Source organism: Flavobacterium niveum (assembly GCF_055231775.1).
Genome location: NZ_JBUYSX010000001.1, coordinates 1,021,570 through 1,046,869 on the forward strand (window position 1 = coordinate 1,021,570; position 25,300 = coordinate 1,046,869).

The window sequence follows — 25,300 nt, forward strand, 5'->3', positions numbered from 1 at the left end:
AGGGTGTTATATTTACAATACTATAACAATAAACAAACTGAAAATGAGCTATTACAAAGTCAGTAATTTTGAAGAATATTTTAAGCATTACAATAAATCCATACGCGAGCCCCGCAAATTTTGGGACCGTATAGCCCATGAAAATTTTACCTGGTACCAGCAATGGGATAAAGTACTTGAATTTGACATGCAGGAAGCCGATTTTAAATGGTTTACCAATGCTAAAGTTAATATTGTAAAGAACTGCATAGACCGCCACCTTGCCAAACGGGGCAACAAAACCGCTATTATTTTTGAACCCAATAACCCCGACGAACCGGCACAGCACATAACCTACAACGAGCTGTATGAACGGGTTTCTAAAATGGCCAATGTACTGCGTGAACAAGGCATTAAAAAAGGCGACAGGGTATGCATTTACCTGCCCATGATCCCCGAGCTTGCCGTTGCTGTACTGGCCTGTGCGAGGATAGGTGCCATACACTCGGTGGTTTTTGCAGGCTTTTCGGCATCTGCGGTGGCCGCAAGGATAATAGACTGCGGTTGTAAAATGGTAATAACATCTGACGGCGGTTACCGTGGCAACAAAACCATAGACCTTAAAGGTATTGTGGATGAAGCCCTTAAAACCTGCCCATCGGTAGAAAATGTGCTGGTGGCAAAACGTACCAATGCAACAATAAATATGCAGGAGGGGCGCGACCTGTGGCTGCAGCCGCTTCTTGATGAGGCTATAGACAACAACGTAGCGGAGATTATGGATGCCGAAGACCCACTGTTCATATTATATACATCGGGTTCTACAGGCAAGCCAAAAGGGATGTTACACACTACTGCCGGTTATATGGTGTATGCTGCTTATACCTTCAAAAACATATTTGCCTACGAAGAAAACGATGTGTACTGGTGTACCGCCGATATTGGCTGGATAACAGGGCACTCTTACATACTATACGGCCCGCTGCTAAACGGGGCCACTACAGTTATTTTTGAAGGCATACCGTCTTACCCTGATTTTGGGCGTTTTTGGGAAGTGATAGATAAGCATAAAGTTACCCAGTTTTATACGGCACCTACAGCCATACGTTCGCTTGCCAAAGAAGACTGGAAGTGGGTAGACGGGCACAACCTTACCTCACTTAAAGTAATAGGCTCTGTAGGTGAGCCGATTAACGAGGAAGCATGGCACTGGTATAACGACCACGTGGGTAAAAAGAAATCACCCATTGTTGATACCTGGTGGCAGACTGAAACGGGCGGCATCATGATATCGCCCCTGCCGTTTATAACACCTACAAAGCCTACCTATGCTACGCTGCCGTTACCGGGCATTCAGCCGGTACTTATGGATGAGCGCCGAAACGAGATAGAGGGCAACCAGGTAGTGGGCAGTTTGTGTATTAAATTCCCGTGGCCGGGTATGGCACGTACCATTTGGGGCGACCACAAAAGGTTTAAGGAAACATATTTCTCTGCTTATCCGGGTAAGTATTTTACGGGAGATGGCGCATTAAGGGATGAAGTAGGCTATTACCGCATTACGGGCAGGGTAGACGATGTTGTTATCGTTTCGGGCCATAACCTGGGTACGGCGCCTATAGAAGATGCCATTAACGAACATCCTTCGGTGGCCGAATCGGCTATTGTGGGCTTCCCGCACGATGTGAAGGGCAATGCGCTTTACGGATTTATTATACTAAAAGAAGCCGGTGCATGGCGAAAGCAGGAAAACCTTGTTAAGGAAATAAACGAACATATTTCCAGCCACATAGGGCCTATTGCCAAACTCGATAAAATACAGTTTGTAAGCGGATTGCCAAAAACGCGTTCGGGTAAAATTATGCGCCGTATACTCCGCAAGATAGCCGAAGGCGACTTCAGTAACTTTGGCGATACCAGCACACTGCTGAATCCCGAAATTGTAGAAGAAATCAAGAACGGCAAAGTATAAAATGAGGCAACCCAAACGGTCTCATTTTAGTTGGATAACGCAAAAAGCCCCACGTTAATCGTGGGGCTTTTTGCGTTATGCGAGGTTACTTATTTTACCGTTTCAGCCAGTTCTATCATATTACCCCATGGGTCTTGTATAAAGGCCAGCTTACGGCTTATGGCAGGCAGGTAAAAAATATCGCCTACTACGGTAACGCCACGTTTTTTAAGTTCGGTTACGGTTTTTTCGATGTTATTTACCTCAAGGCACAGGTGGTGGTAGCCCGGTTCTTCAAGGCTTTTGCCCAGGTCGTTATATTTTACCTGTGTGTTCAGTTTGCCATTGCCCAGTATCTCTATCATAAAGGCATTAGAGTTGGCCGGGGCTATATATGCAAGCTTTTCATCGGCATAATCCCACTCGTGCACCACACGGAAATCCAGTTTTTCGGTATACCATTTTACAGCGGCTTTAAAATCAGGTACGCGCAGGCCTACGTGGTTGCCGCTAAGGCCGGCCAGTGGGCTGGCAGGGTTAAGCGCCGGCATTTTTACGTCCCTTTTTTCCTGGGCGTTTACGGTTACTGCTGCAATAAGGGTTAAAGCGATGGCTGTGTTTTTAATAAAAGTTTTCATGATTTAAAAAGATTTAATTGTTTCTAAAATTTTACTCATACAAAGTTCGGGCAAGGGGGCGTGCCCGGGCTTAGCATTATCACAGCCTTTATTATGAAAATCAAATATGGCGTTTTGAAGGATTGGGAAATGGGTAAAAAAGACGTTGCTATATAGATATACGCGCCCGTATACACACGTGCGCACTATTAAAGTATACTGCTATATTACAGCGTATTACCTGTTCTTTGGTAAATAAAAAAACATTTTTTTCACCACATCTTTGATTTTCATAATACCCCCTTTGGTATCGCTATAAACTACCTCTTTGTTTGTGCCGAACTTTGCTTCATACAAAACAGGATAATAAAACAAAACAATAACCTCAAAAACAAAGTATCATGGAAGCAAATCAAAAACAAGCTTTTGCATCAATAGAAAAAGCTATTGAAAAAGCACAACAACTGGGTGTACCTGCAAACATAGCCGTGCTGGACACAGCGGGTTACCTTAAAGCCTTTACCCGCATGGACAATGCCTACTTAGGCTCTATAGATATAGCAATGGGCAAGGCAAAAACCGCCATGCTTTTCAGGATGAACTCTGAAGCGGTAGGCGAGTTTTTAAACCCCGAAAACAAAACCCACGGTATGGTACTTACAAACGGCGGACTGGTAGGTTTTAAAGGTGGTGTACCGGTAACACAGGCAGGTGAAATAATAGCTTACATAGGCGTAAGCGGCGGCAGCCCTGACCAGGATTTTGAAATAGCAACCGCAGGCAGCCAACTATAATTCCTTAAGAAACAATTAATCATATTACATAAAATTTTTACAAACAATTAAAACTTTAGAAATCATGTCAACAACAAAAACAATTCTTATTACCGGAGCAGGTTCCGGATTTGGTGAAGGAACAGCATTTGGCCTTGCAAAACTTGGCCACAAAATTTACGCAGGTGTGCAAATAGCACCGGAACTTACCGCACTGCGTAAAAAAGTAGAAGCAGCAGGCCTGCAAGACAACATTACCGTTATAAAACTGGACATCCTTGACAAGTACGACGTTAAAAATGCACTGAAACTGGATATCGATGTATTCTTCAGCAATGCAGGTATAGGCGAAAGCGGCCCGGTATTTGAAATCCCGCTAGACCTGGTACGTGCCAACTATGAAACCAACGTGTTTGCCCCGCTTCAGCTTTCACAAGGCTTTAGCGCCAAATGGATAAGGGAAGGCAAAAAAGGCAAAATAGTATTTACCTCTTCTATGGGTGGGCTGTTTACCCCAAGCGGTTACGGTATATATGTATCTACCAAACACGCCCTTGAAGCCGTAGCCGAAGCCCTTGCCGATGAACTGAACCCTTACGGCATTAAAATACAAACCATTAACCCGGGTGCTTACCTTACCGGCTACAACGAAACTATGGCCGAAAACGCCTTCCGTTGGTTAGATGATGAGGTTAACTTTACCAAACGTGCCGATATGAAAGCCAATTTCGATTCGCTACTTGGTACACCACAAGGCAGGCTTGATCCTCAGGAGATGATTGATGCCATGATACAGATAGTGCCATCAGACACCGGTAAATTCCGTAATGTGGTGCCACAGTTTGTAGAAGACATGCTGAAAGAGCATCAGCTTAAAGCCTGGGAAAACACCATTTAATCCCCAAAAAATGCAATAATCTTTACGGACGGCAATAGTGCCGTCCGTATTGTTTTATCAAAGTATCAAAGTAATTGTTTTTTTAATTAGCTTTACAATACCCAATTAGCTATGAGGATGGTACGAGAAACACTTGACAGTAAGGAAATTAATACCCTGCGCGACCTGCCGGACATGATTCCGGTATTCCGCGAATTTTTTGAAGACTGGACCATACGTGTGTTTAACCGCGAACAGCACGAATGCCGCAACTACCTGTCGCCAAACCGGCGCGAGTTTTATAAGGTGCTGCTGATTACCAAAGGCAGCGGCGTGTTTACTATGGGCCTTAATACCTATTATATAGAGGAGCCTACGCTGCTGTACATACACCCTAATGATATTATATCGTGGAAAAACCTTTCGGAAGAATCGGGTGGGTATTATGTACTCTTTAAAAAAACATTCATAAACCACCACACACACCTTAAGGGAATTATAGACCGCTTTGCATTGTTTACCGATAAGGACAAGAGCGTTATCCGCCTGGCTGAAAATGAGGTGCCGCGCATTATCCAGTATTTTGAAAAGATGCAGGAGGAAGAGCAGGACAAGGACAATGCCGACTTTAGGGAAGATGCCCTGCAGGCCTTTTTGCAGCTGCTTATGGTAGAGAGCATGAAGGTGGCACGCTACCCCAAGCCCGACGTGGTAACCCAGGATTTCTCGCACATACACAGTTTTTTTGCGCTGCTGGAAAAAGAAACCTCGGGCATTAATTACGATACGCCCATCCGTATAAAAACGGCCAAGGAATTTGCGGGCGACCTGCAAATGCACCCTAACTACCTTAATGCGGTTTTAAAAAAGCATACCGGCCAAAACGCCAGTACCCACATACGCAACCGCATACTGGACGAAGCCAAGGCACTGCTGGTACAAACCGACTGGAGCCTTCAGGACATAAGCTTTAGTATAGGTTTTGCAGACCAGCCTAACTTTAACCAGTTCTTTAAAAAGAACACGGGTGTAACCCCGGCAGAGTTCAGGCGGAGTTTTTAAGTAAAACATATTCATTACTGTACAGGCCTTTCACTATGTGGAAGGCTTTTTTTATTGCTGAAAATCAAGTTGTAATACTTTAATCTTTGATTTTAATAATACCCCCTTTGGTATGGCTAAGGGGTAAGGCAGGGTGTGTACCGAACTTTGTATCAGTATTAAAACAATAAATTTTTATAACCATGAAATCAATACTGATCATTGGGGCAGGCCCGGGTTTAAGCAGGGGTGTTGCCCGAAAATTTGCCGCCGAAGGCTTTACCGTAAACCTTATAAGCCGTAATGCACAAAACCTTGAAACCATAAAGCAGGAGCTTGCCGCTGAAGAGATAGTTATCCGTTATGCTACAGCCGATGCCGGTAATGCCGCACAGTTGGGCAATGCCATAAACGCGCTTTCTGCAACGGTGGGCGGGTTTGACGCCGTGCTGTATAATGCTGCCGTACTTAAGGCAAAAGACATTTTTGAGGAAACAAGCGAAAGCCTTACGCAGGAGTTTACCACAAATGTAGCCAATGCGCTGCACACTGTGCAAGCCGCTTACCCCGGCCTTAAACAAAAGCAGGGCGCCTTTTTACTTACCGGCGGTGGCTTCGGCATTACACCAAGTGCCGACTATGGTTCGCTGTCTATAGGCAAGGCGGGTATCCGCAGCCTGGCGTACCAGCTAAGCGACAGGCTGAAGCAGGATAATATTTACGTAGGCCTGCTTACCGTAGCGGGGCTTATTTCACCGGAGAGTGAAACCCATTCGCCGGAAGTGCTGGCTAACCTGTTCTGGAAATTGTACAGTGAAAGGGATGCTGTAGAACATCAACAATAAAAATCATGGAAACAAGTAAAAACCAAACGGTTATCCTTTTTGTAAAGGTAGCCGCTAAACCAGAGAGTGCTGAAGTAGCCAAAGCAGCGCTGCTGGCCGATGTACTGGGCGCAAGGACAGAACCCGGTAACTATAAAATGGAACTGTATAAGGCCGAAGGTGAGCCTGATAGCTTTTACTTTTTTGAGCGCTGGGAAAGCAGGGCAGCACTGGAGTATCACTTTGCCCAACCTTATACACAAGGGGCATTCGACCTGCAAAACGGCCACCTCACGGCACCCATTGAAATGAATTACCTGGCCGACATTTTGCCATTAGAAAGCAGCCGGATAAAGGAGCAACACAGGCCGCTTACCACGCTGATTGTACACTTTGAGGTACAGCCCGGAAAGGGTACTGAACTGGTAGCATTGTTCAATGATTTTGTACCGCAGGTGAGGCAGGAACCCGGCAATGTGGAGTTCCACTTCCATACTGTGGAGGGCAATGAAAACAGGTATGTACTGTATGAACGCTGGGAAACCCAGGCACACCTGGATGCCCATAATGCGTTGCAAACCACTGCTACTCTGGTAAACAGTGTGCAGCAGTTGGTTACAGCGCCGGTTATCAGTTTTGTATTGTTTGCTGAAGATGTAAGTTAAAATTTTAAAATAAAAATCATGAAAAATACAAAAACATGGCTGGTTACCGGCGCCTCACAAGGGCTGGGACTGGCAACAGTAAAATACCTGCTGAGCAGGGACCAGAGGGTGATAGCCACCACCCGTAATGCAGACAAGTTTGATGCTGTGCTGCGTACCAATCCGCAACTTGAGGTGGTATCGCTTGACCTAACAAGCGAAGCCGCCGTAAAAGATGCCGTAGCTGCAATAGCCGAAAAATATGGCACTGTAGATGTACTGATAAACAATGCAGGCTATGGTTTTGCCGGGGCTATAGAAGAGGCTACCGAAGCCGAAGTTAACCAGGTGATGGCCATAAACTTTGAAGCATCAATAAGGATGACCAGGAATGTGCTGCCGGTAATGCGCAAAGCGGGCAAGGGGCATATTATAAACCTTAGTTCTATACAAGGGGTAAGGAGTACTCAGGGCTTTGGTATTTATAATGCGGCAAAATACGCCGTAGAAGGCTACACCGAAGCACTGTACCACGAAGTGAAAAACCTGGGCATTAAAGTGACCCTGATAGAGCCGGGGGCTTTCCGTACCAATTTTTTAGATAGCTCGCTGGCCGTAGCGCAACATGCCATAGCCGACTACGATGCCACTGCGGGCAACTTTAAACAGATACTGTTGGCCAATAATGGTAAGCAGGCTGGCGACCCCGAAAAGGCAGTAGCGGCCATTGTGAACATTACCGAAGCTGAGAACCCACCTTTCAGGCTATTGCTGGGAGAAGATGCCTACAAAATAGCCACGCAAAAGGCCGCCTGGCTCCAGGAGGAATTTGAACAGTCTAAGCATATAACCCTGTCTACAGGATTTGATAATTAAAACACAATATCATGAAACGCATTAAGCAAAGTATGGTGGTACTGTTGTTTGCCGCCACAGGTGTTGTAGTACAGGCACAAACCCCGGAAGAAAACAAAGCGATAGTAAAAGCAGGTTTTGAACGCTGGACCAAAGGCGAAGGCAGTTTTTTTGAACTGCTGACCGATGATGTGCAGTGGACGATAAACGGCAGTGCGCCCCTATCTAAAACCTATACTAATAAAAAGCAGTTTTTGGACGAGGTGATAAACCCGCTGAACTTGCGCCTTTCGCAAAAAATAGTACCTACAGTACGTGCGCTTTATGCCGAAGGCGATGTGGTTATTGTACGCATGGATGGCAAGGCTACTGCCAAAGACGGTAAACCCTACAACATGTCGTATGCCTGGTTTATGCAGATGAAAAACGGTAAGATTGTAAAGGTTGATGCCTTCCTGGATGGAATACAGTTTGCTGATATTATGAAGCGCATAACGGTACAGGAATAATTAGCATATTAACTCTAATCCCAACCCAAAATCAGGTTGGGATTTTTTTTGTGTTGTTTATAAATCAGCACGTCATTTTGGCTACAACATAACTCAATAGGGGAACACCGCTGGCTGTATTTCTTTAAAACTTTGCAGTATCAAAATTTAATAACAAGAACATGCAAAAGACAATTTTTATTACGGGCGCTTCTTCGGGAGTGGGGAAAGCCGCCGCTGTATTGTTCCAGTCAAAGGGCTGGAATGTAATCGCTACCCTGCGTAACCCTGAAAAAGAAACAGAACTTACCAAACTGGGTAACGTAACGCTTTTAAAGCTTGATGTTTCTGATGCAACCCAAATCAATGAAGCAGTGGCAGAAACCCTAGCCAAACATTCGGTAGATGTGGTGCTGAACAATGCGGGCTATGGCCTTGTAGGCGTACTGGAATCATTAACCGATACACAGATTACACGGCAGTTAGACACCAATCTGCTTGGGGTTATCAGGGTTACCAAAGCTTTTGTGCCGCATTTCCGTACACAGGGTAAAGGAGTCTTTGTTAATGTTTCATCTATGCTGGGGCTGTTCGGTTATCCTACCTGTTCGGTATATTCGGCTACGAAGTTCGCCATGGACGGATTTTCAGAAAGCCTGGCGTATGAGCTTGCCCAATTTGGCGTGCAGGTAAAAGTAGTAGCGCCGGGTGGCATACAGACCGATTTTGCAGGGCGTTCGCTTGATGGCGGCCAGCATGAGGCTTACAAGGTGTTGGAACAGAAGGTTATGGAGGGTTACAGCCCCGAAAAGGTAGAACAGTTTGCAACGGCAGAAAATATTGCCAATATAATTTACGATGCCGCAACCGACGGCAAAGACCAATTGAGGTATGTGGCCGGTACCGATGCCATAGCCCAATACACTGAAAGGGAGCAAAACGGTGCCGAGGCGCATTACAAAAAAATTAAGGGCGCGTTTGCATAATAAGTAAATTGCATCCGGTAAACTACCACACAATAGTTATGAAAAAGCAGGGTAAGATTGCAAAATTTGATTCACTTTCAGAACTTAACAGGGTTTTGGGGCTTCCCAAACCCCTGCACCCTTTGGTGAGCCTTGTAAACTATGCCGATATGCAAACGCCGTTTGACGAACAGCCTGAGGCATTTGTGTTTAACTTCTATAAAATTTCGTACAAGCTGAACCTTACAGGGAAAATAGGCTATGGCCAGCACAGCTATGACTTTGACGAAGGCCGCATGGCTTTTGTGGCGCCAAATCAGGTATTGGCAAGGGGAGAGGGCGATAAAGATTTGTCGGGTTATACATTACTTTTCCATCCGGACCTGATAACGGGCTACCCGCTTGCCACACGCATTAAAAATTTTGGTTTCTTTTCATATGCTGCCAGTGAGGCGCTTTTTTTGTCGGATAAGGAAAAGCAAACCATCCTGAAGATATTTGGTAATATACAGGACGAACTGAACTCTGATATAGACGATACCACACAGGATTTGCTGGTGTCTCACATAGAGGTACTGCTTAATTACTGCTACAGGTACTACAAGCGGCAGTTTATAACCCGTAAGCCTGCTAACAGCCAGCTGTTAACCCGTTTAGAACAGGTTCTGGATGCGTATTTTGAGCAGGGCATTCCTATGGAAAACGGTTTGCCCACGGTAGATTACCTTGCGGCCAAGCTAAATGTTTCGGCGCGCTACCTTAGCGATATGCTGCGTTCGGTAACGGGGCAAAATGCGCAGCAGCACATACACAGCAAGCTTATAGAAGTGGCAAAGGAGTACCTCACCACAACCGAAATGTCGGTAGGGGAAATCGCCTTTAAGTTGGGCTTTGCACAGCAACAGTCGTTCAGCAAGCTGTTTAAACGCCGCACAAAACTTACACCTGTAGCATTTAAACACTCTTTTAATTAAAACAACTAACAGATACATTATGAGCTATTGCAGTTATATCCCTAATATGAAGGAACCCAGCCGCAGCCTGCACCAAAATTACCACGATAACCATTACGGTTTCCCGATACATGATGATAATGAACTGTTTGGCAGGCTGATTTTAGAAATAAACCAGGCAGGCCTGAGTTGGGAAACCATCCTTAAAAAAGAAGCGTCGTTCAGGCAGGCGTACAGTAATTTCAGTATCGAAAAAGTAGCAGCCTATACCGAAGAAGACCGTGCAAGGCTGCTGGCTGATGCCGGTATAATACGTAACAGGCTGAAGGTAAATGCCGCTATAGAAAACGCAAAGACTATCCTTGGCCTGCAAAAGGAATTTGGTTCGTTTGAAAGATGGCTGGAACACCATCACCCCAAAACAAAGGATGAATGGGTAAAACTGTTTAAAAAGACATTCCGGTTTACAGGTGGCGAAATTGTAAATGAGTTTTTAATGAGCATCGGTTACCTCAAGGGCGCCCATGCCGAAAACTGCCCGGTACATAAAGAGATACTAAAGCTAAACCCCATGTGGGCAATAAAATAAGATTTACAGGGGTATTCCCGGTTCAGCAAAAAAAACCTGCTTACATACAAGCAGGTTTTTTTTGCTGTTAAATCAATATGAAATATTTTCTCAGGTATAAATTTAATGTGTTGTATTTTAGTGTTCTATGTTTTTGATGTGAATAAAATACCTATTGATGGGTATATGCGGCTCATAAAATTTGGTTAAATTTAACCACCAATTATACTAATCACCATCAAAAACCTTACTATGGATACACTTTCAAAATTATATTACATCAATGCCGGTAAAAATGGTACATTTTCCGCTTCGGGCAATACTGCCTATGATTCTGTACCTGCAGATGTAGACGCCATTTTTGAATACCTGAAACAAAATAATAAAAAGCGCATTGCCGTATACTTTCACGGCGGGCTTGTAGATGAGGAGTCGGGCATGGATACGGCAAAGCGGTTTACCAAAAAGACCCTGGAAAAAACCGGCGTACACCCAGTATCTTTTATTTGGGAAACCGGCCCTCTTGAAACCATCAAGCAAAACCTTGGTTCATCTATAAATACCTCTTTTGCAAAAGCTATCCTTAAAATGCAAAAGCTATCCTTAAAAGGGTTATTAAAATTGCAGGGGAGCAGTTAGGTATAGATGCCGATACCTTAGTAGGTACCAAAGGTGTGGGGGGAATGGAATACAACGAAATTGAAGTTGAGCTTTCACGCGAGGCGCCTTTTGAAGATTACAGTATTGATGAAGGTAAAAAGGCTGCCAACCGCATTGAAACAATGGACGATATACAGCTGGAAAACCGTATCTACGCAGAAGTAGAGTATGAATTTAGCAGCACCGAAGAGTTTGAGGAAGCATTCAATGCCCTTTCTGATGAAGAAAAGGAGTTGTTGAAGCCCGAACTTTTTGATGGAAATGACCAGGAAGGCACTAAGGGATTCTTTTCGTGGGCAGGCGTTATAAAAGCAGCAATTAAAATTATATATAAAGTAATTAAGAGGCATGTAAGTAAACGCGACCACGGTTTTTACCCCACCATTATAGAAGAAATACTGCGTGAGGTATATATAGCAGATATAGGCTGCTGGCTGTGGGGCGCCATGAAAGATAAGGCCCGCGATTTGTGGATTGAAGATGCCCCGGGTACCGCTCCTGGAAGTATGCATACCGGTGCTTACTTCCTTAAAAAGCTTGCTGAATATTCTAAAGACGGGGGCATAACCTTAGACCTTATAGGCCACTCTGCAGGTTCCATAGCCGTTTGCCATATGGTAGCAGAGCTGCAACGCCTGGGGGTAAAGGCCGAAATAAGGAACATTATTTTTATGGCACCTGCCTGCCGTGCCGACTTGTTTAATGAAAATGTTGTGGCTAACTCGACCATGGTGCAAAACTTTAGGATGTTTACCATGTATGATTCCGTTGAAATAAAAGACCACCTGGTGCCATTTTTATATACCCGCTCACTGCTGTACCTTATAAGCGGCATCCTGGAAGAAGATGAGGACGATGCTTACATTTTAGGTATGGAGCGCTACCACCTTGGCAATACGCCTTACGGAGGTGATGCAGTGCTGGATAGTATAATTGGCTTTTTTAAGGCAGCCGAAAACAGGACCATTTACTCGGTAACTGATGAAGGTGCCCTTGATGGTTTAAAAAGCGGTTCGCAAAAGCACGGTGCTTTTGATGACGATGGAGAAATAACCATGGACAGCATAGCGTATATACTATCTAAATAAACCGAAAAATGGCAAACGACCAGGATTACGCCGTAATTATAGGGATAAAAAACTATGATGTTTTAAAGTGCCTTGATGCCCCTATTAGTGATGCGCTAAGCTTTAGCGAATGGCTTAACGACGCCACAGGAGGGGATGTGCCTTTGAACAATATAAAATTTATTGAAAACATAAATGATTTGGACAAGGCACCATATCCACCCATAATAGACGATATAGATGATGCCCTCATAGAAATTATGGATCAAGGCCAGCAAACAGGGTATCGCAGGTTATATTTCTTTTTTTCGGGGCATGGTATTGGTGTAAGCTGGAGCGATGTTAGCCTGTGCCTCCCTAAGTGGTCAGAATCAAGGCTTCATTATGCAATGTCTACAAATGCGTATCTTAATTATTTTGTTACATCAAATTTATTTGACGAGGTATATTTCTTTTTAGATTGCTGCCGTACCAGGAAAATTGGGGTGCAGGGTTTACAGCCCGCTGTAGGCTGGCCCAGGCTTGGTGGCAGGCAGTGCAATAATATTATGACAATGCATGCCACTGATTATGAGGATGTAGCCCGCGAAGGATGGGTAAATGATGCTACAGGATCCTATATTACAGGTTATTTTTCTAAAGCGCTTATTGAAGGCCTTAAAGGAGGTGCAGCTGACCCACTTACAGGGGATATTACTGTTAACTCGCTTCACAGTTTTGTGGCCAGGCGCACAAAAGAATTAGCTGCTGCGAAAGGACATGTCCAAAATGCGCAATTAAGCATGCCAAAGACTGTAGGTAACTTTGTTATTAAACCTGGTGCTGTTCCTGATATAAGTACTACTATTAAGTTTACCAAGGCAGGCCATATAACGCTTTATGGTGCACCGGCCATTACACCTATTAAGGTCGCTACTGTAGCTGTAGGCGATAGCTGGCAGCTGCAATTGCCCCAGGGGCTGTACATGATAAGCGGTGATAACAACGCAGATAAGGAGCTTTTTGCAGTAGAATTTTCAACAAACCCTTTTACATATGAATACTGAAAAATTTACACTAAGCATACAAGGTGTGGGGCCTTTTGCTGAATTTTTCTACTTTAAGGTGTATGATGCCGCTATGGCAGAAATTACCGGATTCTTCTTTGCTAAGGCTTTATCACTCGAAAAAGGATTATATTGTATAGAAGCCACATATAATGAAGTGGTTAAGAAGCAGTTTGTGGCATTAGAAAAAGATGTACATGTTGACTTTGAAATTGAGAAATACAATAAGCAATACAGTGACCTTGACCTGCCTGCAGATTACCGCAGGATGTTCCACAAATACGGTGCAACAGAAACAACTGCCGTAGATGCCCGTTTAGAAAAAGCAGATTCCGGCAGCCTGTATATTTTTTTCCAGCAGAAAATAGTAGACGGTAAGGCCACTGACCGCGCTGCAAATGATAAGCTTAACCCATTCAGGAGGTTTATATTGCTTAATGAGCGGCGCCAAACCATTTGCTCTATAGCAGGTAAGCACGTTAAAAAGGAAGAAAAAAACGGATGGCTTGCTTTTAATTCAAAACTGCCTGTGGGTAATTACTACCTTATATTTAAGGGAGTAGGGAATGTAGAGCCTTTAGAAATACCGCTACGTGTTTTTGCGGACTGGCAAACAGAATTTTGCCTTTTCTTTACCGATATACCACTGTTCAACACGGCAAGCCTTTCGGTTATAAAACCGGTTTATCATCTGGATTCCCCGGAAAGGCTTGAAAAAGATACATTGCAGATAGAAGGGGTACTGCAAAAACTCTACAACGGTATATACTATGTGCCCGATAGTTTGATGGAGGAATTTGAAGATCGTAAATGGGAAAATCCGTTAAAGGGCATATTGGCCGCACACGTGTATTTTGCAAAAGAGCATAATGTTACCACCACATCAAGCAGTATAGAAACACAAAACCTTTACAGGGAGGTAATAGGCAACCTTGAAAAAATACTGGGCAAAGACTGCCCCGATGTTATAGCACTGAACATACTTAAAGCAACATTTTTTAATGAGCCTTTCCCTGATGGTGTTGCCACAGAGCCGCCAATGCTGTTACGTTCGTCCAGGGCGCTGCTTGAGGCTGTGCTGCTCTACCCTAAAATAATAGAAAAAGATTCTGTTATGGAAAAAATGTCGCCGGGGCTTATGCACAATTCAGTCTTTACAACTTATAAGCCATTGCCTATACTACAGCATGAGTCTACAGGAGATAAGGCGGTAAAGGCCATACTGGAGTCAGATCTTGCAAAATCTATTATGAGCATATCAAATACGGCTTCTGCTGTAATGGCCTCTGCCGAAAAGAAACCTAAAGAACTGCACCAGGCAATAGTAGAAGAACTTAGCGCAATAACAAACGTAAAAGAAGTGGCCCGCCAGCTTATGGTAACCCCTTCATTAGTAAAGGAAACGGTAAATACCATTATTGGCAGCAGCCAAATGGTACAAAAAGCTACCCGTGCATTAGGTAAAGAAGGTACTGTCCCTCTTAACCAATTGTACAGCAGTCAAAACATAGACACCCTGAGAAAAAATTTTAACGATATATAATTATGAAAGGTATCTCATTACACATTGGGCTTAATGCCGTATCACCAGCACATTATGCCGGATGGGACGGTGTACTTGGTGGCTGCGAAAATGATGCTGAAGTATATGAAAGCATCGCTAAAAAAGCAGGTTATGAAACGCAGAAGCTGCTTACTGCCGACGCTACTATAGAAAATGTAAAGGGCGCTATAGTATCGGCAGCAGGGAAACTTAAAAAGGGGGACATATTTTTTATTTCCTATGCCGGCCACGGAGGTTCTGTTGCCGACCTTAACGGTGACGAAAAACGGGATAATGGTAAAGGCGATATTATGGATGAAACCTGGTGCCTTTATGACCAGCAAATGATAGACGACGAGTTGTTTGTACTTTTTTCGGGATTTGGAGAAGGGGTACGCATACTTGTCTTTTCAGATAGCTGCCATTCCGGGAGCATAGCACGTTTAACAGCAGTTGCAGAGCCAACTTCGAGTGACCCAAAAATGGCGAGAAGGAGCCGTATGGCACCGCTGTCTATAATGTACAGGACCTTTAAGGCAAACGAGGAATTGTATAAGGAGAAAGAAAAGAATAATAACATAGATAAAAACAGCATAGCTGCGTTTGTACTGCAATTTGGCGCCTGCCAGGACGATGAGGAAGCTATGGAAGTGTGGGGTAACGGTATGTTTACCTCAAAGCTTAAAAACGTACTGGGCTACAACGCTGTAACTTATAAAAACCTGTATGCAAAAATACTGGAAGGATTTGACGCGGGGCAAAAGCCTGCTTTGTACAAGTACGGCAACAGTCAATACGATTTTACAGACAGCCTGCCTTTTATTATAGATGTAAATGGTGCTGTGATTGACTGGGCAGAAGACACACGCCAGGCACCGGCAGAAGATAATGAAACAGCATCGGGCCTTATCGTAGAACTTAACGCACCACACAGAAGCAGGAGCCTTACCGGCGGCGAAACACGTTTTGAAAAAAACGAAGGTTCCGGTTGGGATGCGGCTTATGAGAAATATTTGCAGGATACTAATGTAAAGTTTGTAGAGCCCGATGTAACATCACCATTTAAGGTGCGCGAATTTTCAAGGTCGCAGGCAGAAAACAATTATCTGATAAATTGGCCGAAGCCCGATGCTTCTGAAACCGAATTTATATGGCACCTTGATGATAAACATTCGCAGTTAGCCAAAGCATCTGCTAAAGTAATAAGTTCTGTTGCCACACCTAAAGTAAGGATAGGGCATATAGATACCGGTTATATCCCCGGGCACGTGAGTATACCGGTAAACCTGCTTAAAAATTTAGGTACCAGCTTTTTTAAAAAAGAGAATGGTAAAAACAAGGGTATCGATGAGTTAGATACTAACTTCCCTGCAGAGCAGGACGGCCACGGGGCTGCAACCCTGGCGCTGCTGGCAGGTGGTGTAATAAGTGAAGAAGACACCTACACCGGCAAAAGCCATACTATAGGCGCTGTGCCTTTTGCAGAGGTAATACCTATAAGGGTATGCGATACGGTATATAATTTATTTAATGCCAATGATGTGGCTGAAGCTATAGACTATGCCGTAGATAACAAGTGCGATGTAATAACCATGTCTATGGCAGGATATCCTACCAGGCGTGTGGCAAAAGCGGTTAACAGGGCCTATGAAAACGGGGTTATAATTGTTACCGCCGCAGGAAATAACTTTAGGAATGGTATAGCAAAGCTATCGCCAAAGGCAATACTGTACCCTGCGCGTTTTGAGAGGGTAATTGCTGCCACGGGGGTATGCTACAATGGCGAACCGTATGATTTTGAAGCCAATTCCTGGGCAAAGACACGCTCGGCAGGTGGCGAAAACATGCAGGGCAACTGGGGGCCAGATAGCGCCATGCAAACCGCAATGGCTGCCTATACGCCTAATTTACCCTGGGCCTCTTTTGAAGAGGGGGATAGCTTCTTACGATCTGGTGGGGGAACTTCATCTGCTACCCCGCAAATAGCGGCTGCGGCTGCACTTTGGGTAGCCCATAACCGAAAAAAAATAGAAGATTCGGGTATGGCAGGCACCTGGAGGGTTGTAGAGGCGGCACGTAAAGCCTTGTTTGGTACAGCAGATAAAAGTTATCCTGCCTACCGTAAATATTTCGGGCAGGGGGCAGTAAGGGCATTTGATGCGCTTGATGGCTTTAATTTTAATAACATATCAGGATTGGTAATGTCACCCGAGGCAAAAGTAGGGTTTACCGGTTTTTTCGATTTTATAGGAGGGTGGATAAGAAACGGGCGCAGTGCACAAAACGCTGTAGCAGAACCGGCAGTTTATGATGGCCTTAAAGAAATGGTATCGTTAGAATTGCTGCAACTTATACATAAAGACCCGGCAATGATGGCTTATGCCGAAATCATAGATTTTGAAAATGATGAAACATCCGAGTTTTTCAAAGTAAGCTCTACCAGGGATGCTTTTGTAGAAAAGGTTATTGCATCACCCTATGCATCAAAATTTTTAAAAGATTTATTTACACAATACCAGTCATTATCGTAATAGGATTTGGTACTTCATCTTTAAATATACACGCCTTTTGCTAATTAGCAAAAGGCGTGTATAATATATACATTCTGAATTACTTTTTTAAGCCCTATTATCATGTACTGAATAGCTGCTAAGAAACCCCCAGGATTATAATTCAGGTAGAAAAAACATTCAGCAGCCATTTTAGTTTATTAAGATGAAAGACATTTGGTTATATTAAAATTTGTTGATAGTTATATATAGTAAGGAGCTGCCTCAATTGAGACAGCTCCTTATTTAATTACAGGTGTATTGCTAAACTTAAGTGGGGACAGTTTCGCAATTAGCCTGTGGGGTTTTAAAATTAGATTTTGACCAATTTAAACACTGAAGTTTTATCTCCGGTTTTTACAGCGCAGAAATAGATTCCTGCCGGTAAGCTCTTTACATCAATATTGGTTTTGGCAGTTGCAGGTTGTAATTGCATAAGCGTCCTGCCATTATTGTCGTATAATATAAAATCACTTATTGGGTTTACTGTTTCAATGTGCAATACATCGTTTACCGGGTTAGGGTAGTAGGTAACCGGCCCTTTATCATGAAGGTCAGCACCTAATACCAGGTGTACGGTAACAGCAAAGGGAGTGCTTTCGCAGCCGTTTACTGTCTGTGTTACATAATATGTGGTGTTATCGGCCGGCAGGGTTGTTTCCGGTAATGCTTCCGTCATATTTTCATCGACATACCATGTAATAGTACCCTCGGCAGTAATTTCAATATCGGTAAGGTTTTCACCCGAAGTAAAATTTTGTTCCGCTTCTCCCGCAGGCGCAGCGGGGATTGGGTTTACTGTAACCGTCACAGCTATCCTTTCTGAAGGGCAACTGCCGTTTTGTGCTTCTGCCCAGTAAGTAGTTGTTTCATTTAGGGCCGGTGTTTCAAAAGTAAGCCCGGTAGCAATGGCATTGGTTGCATTTTCTTCGCTATACCAGTTTACGGTTTCACCATCTGTAGTTGCGGTAAGCTGGGTGGTGTTCCCTGCACATATAGTATAATCGGTTGCTGCTGCAATTGAAGGCAGGGCATCGGCTAACGTTGTTTCCGCGTCGTATACTTCTGTAGTTGTAAGCTGGCTTATAAACCCGGTAGATGTGTGCGTGGTAAGCGTATTCGTTGTGGTGGTAGTTGTAGTTGCAGTAAGGTCGGTTACTGTAATTTCCAGGTCTTCTTCCAGGCAGGTATCGGCATTGCCAGTAAAATCAGTGCTTACCACCCAGCCGTTTATGCCTGTGCCGCCTACAGCTATATATCCGTTAGCGGTTTCCAGTAGTGCATAAAATGCCCCCGCAGTTTCGCCAAATTTCCGTGACCATTCCACCTCGCCATTGCTGTCGGTTTTAAGTAGCCAGCCTTGTTCAAAACCACCGCTGTTTTGGGTGGTGCCACAGATAAGGAAGCCGCCGTCGGTAGTTTTAATAGCTTTCCTAAATTTATCGGTAAGGATACCGCCGTATTTTTTTACCCAGGCTACTTCGCCTTGGCTGTCGAGCTTTACAAGCAGGCCATTGTAGTCGTCATTGTGCATTACAGAGCCTGCAATTACATAACCGCCTTCGGTAAGGGGCAGTAGGGTTCCGGCCGTAGAGGTGGTAGACCCGCCCGGCAGGTAATGTTTGTAATGATTAAATATACCGTCTTGCGTAAACGAAAAAAGATAGGTGCCGCCCGAAACGCCACCAAGTGCTATGTAGTTCCCTTCATTAGATATGGCTATATCGCTAAGGAACAGGAAAGCCGGTGAAAAATTGTAGCGCCACAGTACGTTACCGTCGCTGTCGCTTTTTTGTATGGCATTAAAATAATCAAGCATGCCGCCTGTGGTAATACTGTTAAACCATCCTGCGCTCACGTAATTATCGCCGTCTTTTATAGTAGCCGAAAAACCTCCGCGTGCATTAGTGCTTGTGGTGTTGTTTTCATTATGGTATACTTTATTCCAGGCTACCTGCCCGGCTGCATCGGTTTTCATAAGCCCGGGATAAATACTGGAGTTGCCTTCAAACCCGCTGGAGTAAAGTGTGATTAAAAAATTGTCGCCGTCCTGTAAAACCGGGTGGTTAGCCCCCTCGGCAAAGGTGTTTAACCCACTTCCTGCAGAAGCTATATTATGTGATGCTGTAACAGTACCATTTGCATCTATACTTTGGAGCAATATACTTGGTGTTGAGGTCATCGGCTGCCCTACAAGCATGTACCCGCCTGAAGAAAGCGGGTGGATGCCCGAATATACTGCATTAGGATAATAGGCCTGGAATTGCTGGGCATTTGCGTTTAGGCAAAAAGCAATTACAGCGGCCGTTAAAAATAGTTTTCTTTTCATAATGGTTTGACGTATAACAGGTTTAAAATTTTATGATTGGGATTTTATTAGTTGCAAATTTATTATTTATTTTTAGTCTAAATAAAAATTATTAAATAATTTTGTCACCAATCAAAATATTTTAAAACCAATTTTATGATGCTAAAAAGACTTTTTGTTGGCTGTATGCTATTTACAGCCTGTTTTTTGTGCTGCTTTATTTCTTATTCCCAGTCCTCATGGAACCAGGTGAATAAGGTGGTTTCACAGCACAGGGAAGATACGGGCTACTTTGGGTCAAGTGTTGCCATAAGTGGCGACTATGCTATAGTAGGAGCTTATGCGGAAGATACCAACGTAGCCGGTACTAACCCGATGTCGGGTGCCGGGGCAGCCTATATTTTTAAAAGGGTAGGTTACAACTGGGAACTGATGCAAAAAATTGTGATTACAAACCGTCAGGCGGGCAATTTTTTTGGATGTAGTGTAGCTATTGATGGCGATTATGCCATTATCGGGGCATACTCTGATGACCTGGATTTAGATGGCGAAAACTTTATAGGGTGGGCTGGTGCTGCCTATATTTTTAAGCTTGAGGGCGAAATATGGGTGCAGAAACAAAAGCTTATAGCCCCTGAGCGTGAGGAAGACGACTACTTTGGCTTTTCGGTTTCTATAAGCGGAGACCAGGTTGTGGTAGGGGCTTATATGGAAAACCAGGACGCCAATGAAGGTAACATGATGGCAAATTCGGGTTCGGCTTATGTTTTTAAGCGTGAGGGGGAAGCCTGGTCGCATCAGCAAAAAATTGTAGCTTCAGACAGGGCTGCTAATGATTATTTTGCTTATAAGCTGGCTATAAGTGGTAACTACATTATTGCCGGTGCCCATCAGGAAGACCATAATGCTGATGGCGGAGGTATTATGTACGATGCCGGTGCGGCTTATATTTTTGAAAAATCAGGCGATACATGGGTGCAGGTGCAAAAGCTTGTAGCGGCAGACGGTGATGCAAGCGATTATTTCGGGCATAGCGTGTCTATAGACAGCTCCGGTTATGCCGTTGTGGGCGCCGACAGGGAGGACGAAGACGAACTGGGGGGCAATACTATGGGATATGCCGGTTCGGCGTATGTGTTTAAAAAAGATGGTGATGCATGGGTACAGCAGCAAAAGCTGGTATCGCTGGACCGTACTACCAACGATTATTTTGCTACTGATGTAGATATGGAGGGAGACCAGATTATAATATCTGCTAACCGTTCTTCTACAGATGCTGAAGGAGAAAATTATGTTTTTGCTACGGGGGCTGCATACATTTTTAAACGAAATGGCGAAACCTGGTCGCAACAGCAGAAAATTGCGGCATCAGATAGGGGAAACAGCGATTATTATGGCGATAGTGTGGGTATTAGCGGAGACTATTCCATAGCGGGGGTACGTTGGGAAGATGAGGATGTAGCAGGGGAGAATACCTTGAATAATGCCGGTTCTGCCTATTTATACTACCACTGTAATCCCGATGTTACAGTAGCAGAGCTTGATGGCGCGTTAACCGTGGCCTACACCGGCGGTACCTACCAGTGGCTGGACTGCGACAACAATAATGAACCCATTGCCGAAGGCACAGGCCAATCGTTTACCCCGCTGCAAAGTGGTACTTATGCTGTACAGGTTACGCATGATTACGGTTGTACGGTAATTTCAGCGTGTACAGACTTTTGTGTTACTGCCCAGGTTCCTGTAATGGTTACCGGGGGGACAATCTCTACAACTTTTAGTGCAGTTTCCTATCAATGGTTAGATTGTGATAACAATAACGAGCCTGTAGAAGGTGCTACAACCGCACAATTCAGCCCCGCGGAAGACGGTACTTACGCGCTTAGCGTTACCGAGGCTTCAGGTTGTGTATCGGTGTCAGAATGTGCTGCGGTTACTGCGTTGTCTGTAAATAACCCTGCCTTACAGGGTGGTTTATCCTTATATCCTAACCCGGCTACTAATGTATTGTACATTAATAATGCTGTTACTAAAGCGTCTGTTTATACCGTAACCGGCCAGCTTATTACAGAAACATATCCTGCACAGGGAAAAACTGCAGAAATAGACCTTTCAGAAATTAAGGAAGGGGTTTATTTAATCAGGGCTGTTACGGCAACCGGTAGTGTTTTTACAGGGAAATTTATCAAAACCAACTAACTCAAATCAAAAACCAATTATATGAAAACAAAAATTATCCTTCAACTTTTTATTGCATGCCTCTTTTTATCGGGTGGTGCTATGCACGCCCAGGGAGACTATTGGAACCAGTTCCTGAAAAGGACATCGCAAAACAGGAACCAAAACGGCTGGTTTGGTTGTAGTGTGGCTATAGATGGCAACTATGCCGTAATAGGTGCCTATGGCGAAACTACTAATGCAGCCGGTGCCGGTACGCTTACTGCTGCGGGTGCTGTATATGTGTACGTAAAAAACGGAAATAACTGGGAGCAGCAGCAAAAGCTTGTAGCATCAGACCGTGCAGCAAGTGACTTTTTTGGCTTTAGCGTAGCCATAAGTGGCGATTATATTATTGTAGGCGCCTACCAGGAAGATGAAGATGCCACCCAGGCTAATACGCTGTCGTTCGCCGGGTCGGCTTACATATTCAAAAGGGATGGAAATACCTGGTCGCAGCAGCAGAAAATTGTAGCTTCAGACCGTGCTGCAAATGACAGGTTTGGTTACAGTGTGGCTATAGACGGTACAAGGGCTGTGATTGGAGCTTATCAGGAAGATGAAGATGCTTCAGGGCTGAATACCTTATCGGATGCCGGGTCGGTTTATATATATACGTTAGACAACAATGCCTGGTCGCAGCAACAAAAAATTGTAGCCTCAGACAGGGCAAACAGTATAGCCTATACCATGTACATGGCACCAAGGTTTGGTAACAGTGTGGCTATAGACGGCAGTTATATTGTTGTGGGATCAAGTGCCTATAGTAATCCTGACAATGCTGATAATGGCTATGGCGCAGGGGCTGCATATATCTTTAAGCAAAATGATGAGACCCTGCTTTGGGAAGAACAGCAAAAGTTTATATCTGATGACCAGCAGCTTATAGGCAATTTTGGTAATACCGTTGATATCGATGGTGACAGGATGATTATAGCTGAAAACGCAGCCAGGCCGTTTAACAGTGCCGGGCAACGTGTTAACTACGCCGGTGCCGTACATACCTATGCTTATAATGATACATCGGGCACTTGGGATTTTATCCAAAAGCTTACTGCGTCTGATTTGTCTACTAATGCTTATTTTGGGGGGAGTATATCACTTGATGGGGATAACCTTGCCATAGGAGCTTTCCAGACCCAGACCGATGCCAATGGGTTAAACGGGCTTACGGGGGCAGGAGGTGCTTATTTGTTTAAATATGAAAGTGGTACCTGGTCACAACAACAAAAAATTGTACATTCAGACAGGCTTGCCAATGATAATTTTGGTAATGCCGTGGCACTCCAGGGGTCTTTTGTACTATGCGGTGCACGTATGGAAGACGAGGATGCAGCCGGAGCCAATACCCTTTCTGCTGCCGGATCTGCGTACTTCTTTTACCGTTGCACTCCTATAGATACCAGTGCTTCTGTGGGCAACGTGCAGCTTACGGCAACCTATGCGGGTGGTACCTACCAGTGGTTTACCTGTGTAGATGGTGTTACTACGATTATACAGGGAGCCACATCGCAGTCCTATTCTCCGCCTGCGGCAGGTTCTTATGCTGTGCGTGTTACCGGTACATACGGGTGTACCTATACTTCAGAATGTATTTCGTGGGCACCGTGCTTTACCTGGACCGGTGCAACTGATACTGACTGGAATACGCCGGGCAACTGGTGCAGCCTTATATTGCCAACAACATCTGATGATGTGATTATACCCGATACTATAAATGACCCGGTAATTACCACAGGTACTGTATATGTCCATAACCTTACCCTTGGCGCGGGGGCCACTCTTGCTGTAAACGCAGGCGCTACCCTGAGTGTAGACAACATACTTTCGGTAAATCCATTGGCTACACTAACTGTGCAGAATAACGCCGCCCTTGTACAGGGTGCCGCTACAGTAACCGATGCTAACAGTGGTATCATTACCCTATACAAAACCAATAACCCGCTGTACAGGTTAGACTATACACTATGGTCGTCTCCGGTAACAGGCTGGTCACTTTATAACTTCTCACCCGCTACTTCAAGCACCCGTTTTTACGAGTACAAGTTTGAAAACGACTTCCAGGGCTACTGGCCGGTAGATTCATCTACACAGTTTGCCAAGGCAAAAGGTTACCTGATCCGTATGCCAAACGTAATTGGCGCTGATGCACCGGGCACTACCAATGACCTTGTTACCACCCCTGCCGAATACATAGCAGGTACTGATAACATCTCTTTCAGCAGTGGTTTTACAGGTACACCTAACAACGGTACCATAACCTATCCGCTAAGCACACAGGGCGGCCTGTTTACCGCAGTGGGTAACCCTTACCCATCTCCAATAAACATAGAGGCGTTCTTTAACGGTGATATAGATGCCGCTACCGCAGGTATACAAAGCAACAACACCGTGCTGGACCTTACTACAGGTATCTACCTTTGGAGGAAACGAAACAGCAGCGCTAACTCATCTTACGCTACACTTAGCCTTGCAGGTTTTGTGTCTAACCCTGCCACAGGCGGCGGTTCAGACCAGGCAAGCTTCTTTACAGGCGAAAGTAGCAACTGGACACTATCTCAGGCACAGGGCTTCTTCGTGAAGACACTTCCGGGGCTTACAAATCCGGTTGTAACCTTTACAAACAGCATGCGCCGTGGTGCGCAGGGTGCATCGCAAAGTTTCTTTAAGTCGTCGGGTAACAGCGCTTCACGCCTGTGGCTAAACCTTGCAGCCGAAAACGGTACTGTAAGCCAAACCATGGTTGCGTATACTAACGCAGGTACCCTTGGCCTTGACTACGGTTATGATGCTGCTAAATTTACCGATGGTAACAGCGTTGCCTTCTACTCACTTGCTGAAGCTACGCCGCTTGCCATCCAGGCAAGGCCGGGTTTTGAAGCTGCTGACGTAGTGCCAATGGGTTTCACTGTGCCAAATGCAGGTACCTTTACTGTGAGCCTTGACCACGTAGACGGAGTATTTGCCGATGGACAGAAGATATACCTGAGGGACAACCAGGAAGGTATCATCCACAACATGGAGAACAGCTACAGCTTCAGTGCTGAAGCAGGTACTTTTGAAGGCCGTTTTGATGTGATATATACTACAGAGGCACTTGGTACAGACAACCCTGCACTTGAGGGCAACAACGTAATGGTATATACCGAAGGTAAAGTAATAGGCATCAACAGCGGTAACGCCATGATGAACAACGTTACCATCTACGACATTCGCGGCCGCAAGCTTTACAGCCAGGCGGGCATCAACAATACACAGGTTAAGATAAGCAACCTTAGCGCAGAGCAGCAGGTGCTTATTGTGGAAGTTGACACCGTAAACGGCAAAGTAAGCAAGCGCATTGTATTCTAAAACGGCTGTTTTTTAAATTAATAA

General features: G+C 44.6%; 20 protein-coding genes. 18 read left to right on the forward strand and 2 right to left on the reverse strand.

What is annotated here, in order from left to right; translation table 11 throughout:
* Positions 1-43: 43 nt before the first annotated feature.
* Positions 44-1,951: an acetate--CoA ligase gene (gene acs / locus ACZIX4_RS04175; protein ID WP_463334352.1), complete on the forward strand. Its 1,908-nt coding sequence runs from the start codon at positions 44-46 to the stop codon at positions 1,949-1,951.
* Positions 1,952-2,040: 89 nt separating this feature from the next.
* On the opposite strand, the gene ACZIX4_RS04180 is transcribed toward acs, so the two are convergent.
* Positions 2,041-2,568, reverse strand: coding sequence for a VOC family protein (locus tag ACZIX4_RS04180; protein ID WP_463334353.1), 528 nt, complete (start codon positions 2,566-2,568; stop codon positions 2,041-2,043).
* Between the two features lie 380 nt (positions 2,569-2,948).
* Between ACZIX4_RS04180 and ACZIX4_RS04185 the strand changes: the two genes are divergently transcribed.
* From ACZIX4_RS04185 to ACZIX4_RS04255, 15 genes are all read left to right on the forward strand, one after another.
* Positions 2,949-3,341, forward strand: coding sequence for a GlcG/HbpS family heme-binding protein (locus ACZIX4_RS04185; RefSeq protein WP_463334354.1), 393 nt, complete (start codon positions 2,949-2,951; stop codon positions 3,339-3,341).
* Positions 3,342-3,405: 64 nt separating this feature from the next.
* Positions 3,406-4,218 (forward strand): SDR family oxidoreductase, encoded by an 813-nt coding sequence (locus ACZIX4_RS04190; protein WP_463334355.1) that lies wholly within the window; start codon positions 3,406-3,408, stop codon positions 4,216-4,218.
* Between the two features lie 111 nt (positions 4,219-4,329).
* On the forward strand, positions 4,330-5,259 hold the full coding sequence (locus ACZIX4_RS04195) for an AraC family transcriptional regulator (protein ID WP_463334356.1): 930 nt from the start codon (positions 4,330-4,332) through the stop codon (positions 5,257-5,259).
* 182 nt (positions 5,260-5,441) lie between these two features.
* Positions 5,442-6,083, forward strand: a complete 642-nt coding sequence (locus ACZIX4_RS04200) for an SDR family NAD(P)-dependent oxidoreductase (RefSeq protein ID WP_463334357.1) — start codon at positions 5,442-5,444, stop codon at positions 6,081-6,083.
* Between the two features lie 5 nt (positions 6,084-6,088).
* Complete coding sequence (locus ACZIX4_RS04205; protein ID WP_463334358.1) at positions 6,089-6,727, forward strand: putative quinol monooxygenase; 639 nt, start codon at positions 6,089-6,091, stop codon at positions 6,725-6,727.
* Positions 6,728-6,745: 18 nt separating this feature from the next.
* Positions 6,746-7,582: an oxidoreductase gene (locus tag ACZIX4_RS04210; protein WP_463334359.1), complete on the forward strand. Its 837-nt coding sequence runs from the start codon at positions 6,746-6,748 to the stop codon at positions 7,580-7,582.
* Between the two features lie 11 nt (positions 7,583-7,593).
* On the forward strand, positions 7,594-8,070 hold the full coding sequence (locus ACZIX4_RS04215; RefSeq protein ID WP_463334360.1) for a nuclear transport factor 2 family protein: 477 nt from the start codon (positions 7,594-7,596) through the stop codon (positions 8,068-8,070).
* Positions 8,071-8,231: 161 nt separating this feature from the next.
* Entirely contained in the window at positions 8,232-9,035 is an 804-nt protein-coding gene (locus tag ACZIX4_RS04220; protein WP_463334361.1) for an SDR family oxidoreductase, read from the forward strand.
* A 38-nt stretch (positions 9,036-9,073) separates the two neighbouring features.
* The gene (locus ACZIX4_RS04225) at positions 9,074-9,988 is read left to right on the forward strand and encodes a helix-turn-helix domain-containing protein (protein WP_463334362.1); all 915 of its coding nucleotides are present in this window, start codon (positions 9,074-9,076) and stop codon (positions 9,986-9,988) included.
* 19 nt (positions 9,989-10,007) lie between these two features.
* A complete protein-coding gene (locus tag ACZIX4_RS04230) occupies positions 10,008-10,556 on the forward strand; it encodes a DNA-3-methyladenine glycosylase I (protein WP_463334363.1) in 549 nt (182 codons plus the stop codon).
* Positions 10,557-10,787: 231 nt separating this feature from the next.
* Positions 10,788-11,174: a hypothetical protein gene (locus tag ACZIX4_RS04235; RefSeq protein ID WP_463334364.1), complete on the forward strand. Its 387-nt coding sequence runs from the start codon at positions 10,788-10,790 to the stop codon at positions 11,172-11,174.
* Between the two features lie 44 nt (positions 11,175-11,218).
* The gene (locus ACZIX4_RS04240; RefSeq protein WP_463334365.1) at positions 11,219-12,283 is read left to right on the forward strand and encodes an alpha/beta hydrolase; all 1,065 of its coding nucleotides are present in this window, start codon (positions 11,219-11,221) and stop codon (positions 12,281-12,283) included.
* 8 nt (positions 12,284-12,291) lie between these two features.
* A complete protein-coding gene (locus tag ACZIX4_RS04245; protein WP_463334366.1) occupies positions 12,292-13,308 on the forward strand; it encodes a caspase family protein in 1,017 nt (338 codons plus the stop codon).
* The gene (locus ACZIX4_RS04250; protein WP_463334367.1) at positions 13,298-14,851 is read left to right on the forward strand and encodes a hypothetical protein; all 1,554 of its coding nucleotides are present in this window, start codon (positions 13,298-13,300) and stop codon (positions 14,849-14,851) included. The genes ACZIX4_RS04245 and ACZIX4_RS04250 overlap by 11 nt, the downstream gene beginning before the upstream one ends.
* A 2-nt stretch (positions 14,852-14,853) precedes the next feature.
* The gene (locus ACZIX4_RS04255; RefSeq protein WP_463334368.1) at positions 14,854-17,382 is read left to right on the forward strand and encodes a S8 family serine peptidase; all 2,529 of its coding nucleotides are present in this window, start codon (positions 14,854-14,856) and stop codon (positions 17,380-17,382) included.
* Positions 17,383-17,713: 331 nt separating this feature from the next.
* Here ACZIX4_RS04255 and ACZIX4_RS04260 read toward each other — a convergent pair whose 3' ends face one another.
* A complete protein-coding gene (locus tag ACZIX4_RS04260; protein ID WP_463334369.1) occupies positions 17,714-19,729 on the reverse strand; it encodes an Ig-like domain-containing protein in 2,016 nt (671 codons plus the stop codon).
* A 135-nt stretch (positions 19,730-19,864) separates the two neighbouring features.
* On the opposite strand from ACZIX4_RS04260, the gene ACZIX4_RS04265 reads away from it, so the two are divergent.
* Together ACZIX4_RS04265 and ACZIX4_RS04270 are read left to right on the forward strand one after the other, a co-directional pair.
* A complete protein-coding gene (locus ACZIX4_RS04265) occupies positions 19,865-21,907 on the forward strand; it encodes a T9SS type A sorting domain-containing protein (protein WP_463334370.1) in 2,043 nt (680 codons plus the stop codon).
* A gap of 21 nt (positions 21,908-21,928) precedes the next feature.
* On the forward strand, positions 21,929-25,276 hold the full coding sequence (locus tag ACZIX4_RS04270; RefSeq protein WP_463334371.1) for a T9SS sorting signal type C domain-containing protein: 3,348 nt from the start codon (positions 21,929-21,931) through the stop codon (positions 25,274-25,276).
* Positions 25,277-25,300 lie beyond the last annotated feature (24 nt).

Bases quoted from the DNA above. Each gene is read 5' to 3' on its own strand.
- acs (WP_463334352.1), top strand. From the start codon at position 44: ATGAGCTATTACAAAGTCAGTAATTTTGAAGAATATTTTAAGCATTAC.
- ACZIX4_RS04180 (WP_463334353.1), bottom strand. From the start codon at position 2,568: ATGAAAACTTTTATTAAAAACACAGCCATCGCTTTAACCCTTATTGCA.
- ACZIX4_RS04185 (WP_463334354.1), top strand. From the start codon at position 2,949: ATGGAAGCAAATCAAAAACAAGCTTTTGCATCAATAGAAAAAGCTATT.
- ACZIX4_RS04190 (WP_463334355.1), top strand. From the start codon at position 3,406: ATGTCAACAACAAAAACAATTCTTATTACCGGAGCAGGTTCCGGATTT.
- ACZIX4_RS04195 (WP_463334356.1), top strand. From the start codon at position 4,330: ATGAGGATGGTACGAGAAACACTTGACAGTAAGGAAATTAATACCCTG.
- ACZIX4_RS04200 (WP_463334357.1), top strand. From the start codon at position 5,442: ATGAAATCAATACTGATCATTGGGGCAGGCCCGGGTTTAAGCAGGGGT.
- ACZIX4_RS04205 (WP_463334358.1), top strand. From the start codon at position 6,089: ATGGAAACAAGTAAAAACCAAACGGTTATCCTTTTTGTAAAGGTAGCC.
- ACZIX4_RS04210 (WP_463334359.1), top strand. From the start codon at position 6,746: ATGAAAAATACAAAAACATGGCTGGTTACCGGCGCCTCACAAGGGCTG.
- ACZIX4_RS04215 (WP_463334360.1), top strand. From the start codon at position 7,594: ATGAAACGCATTAAGCAAAGTATGGTGGTACTGTTGTTTGCCGCCACA.
- ACZIX4_RS04220 (WP_463334361.1), top strand. From the start codon at position 8,232: ATGCAAAAGACAATTTTTATTACGGGCGCTTCTTCGGGAGTGGGGAAA.
- ACZIX4_RS04225 (WP_463334362.1), top strand. From the start codon at position 9,074: ATGAAAAAGCAGGGTAAGATTGCAAAATTTGATTCACTTTCAGAACTT.
- ACZIX4_RS04230 (WP_463334363.1), top strand. From the start codon at position 10,008: ATGAGCTATTGCAGTTATATCCCTAATATGAAGGAACCCAGCCGCAGC.
- ACZIX4_RS04235 (WP_463334364.1), top strand. From the start codon at position 10,788: ATGGATACACTTTCAAAATTATATTACATCAATGCCGGTAAAAATGGT.
- ACZIX4_RS04240 (WP_463334365.1), top strand. From the start codon at position 11,219: ATGGAATACAACGAAATTGAAGTTGAGCTTTCACGCGAGGCGCCTTTT.
- ACZIX4_RS04245 (WP_463334366.1), top strand. From the start codon at position 12,292: ATGGCAAACGACCAGGATTACGCCGTAATTATAGGGATAAAAAACTAT.
- ACZIX4_RS04250 (WP_463334367.1), top strand. From the start codon at position 13,298: ATGAATACTGAAAAATTTACACTAAGCATACAAGGTGTGGGGCCTTTT.
- ACZIX4_RS04255 (WP_463334368.1), top strand. From the start codon at position 14,854: ATGAAAGGTATCTCATTACACATTGGGCTTAATGCCGTATCACCAGCA.
- ACZIX4_RS04260 (WP_463334369.1), bottom strand. From the start codon at position 19,729: ATGAAAAGAAAACTATTTTTAACGGCCGCTGTAATTGCTTTTTGCCTA.
- ACZIX4_RS04265 (WP_463334370.1), top strand. From the start codon at position 19,865: ATGATGCTAAAAAGACTTTTTGTTGGCTGTATGCTATTTACAGCCTGT.
- ACZIX4_RS04270 (WP_463334371.1), top strand. From the start codon at position 21,929: ATGAAAACAAAAATTATCCTTCAACTTTTTATTGCATGCCTCTTTTTA.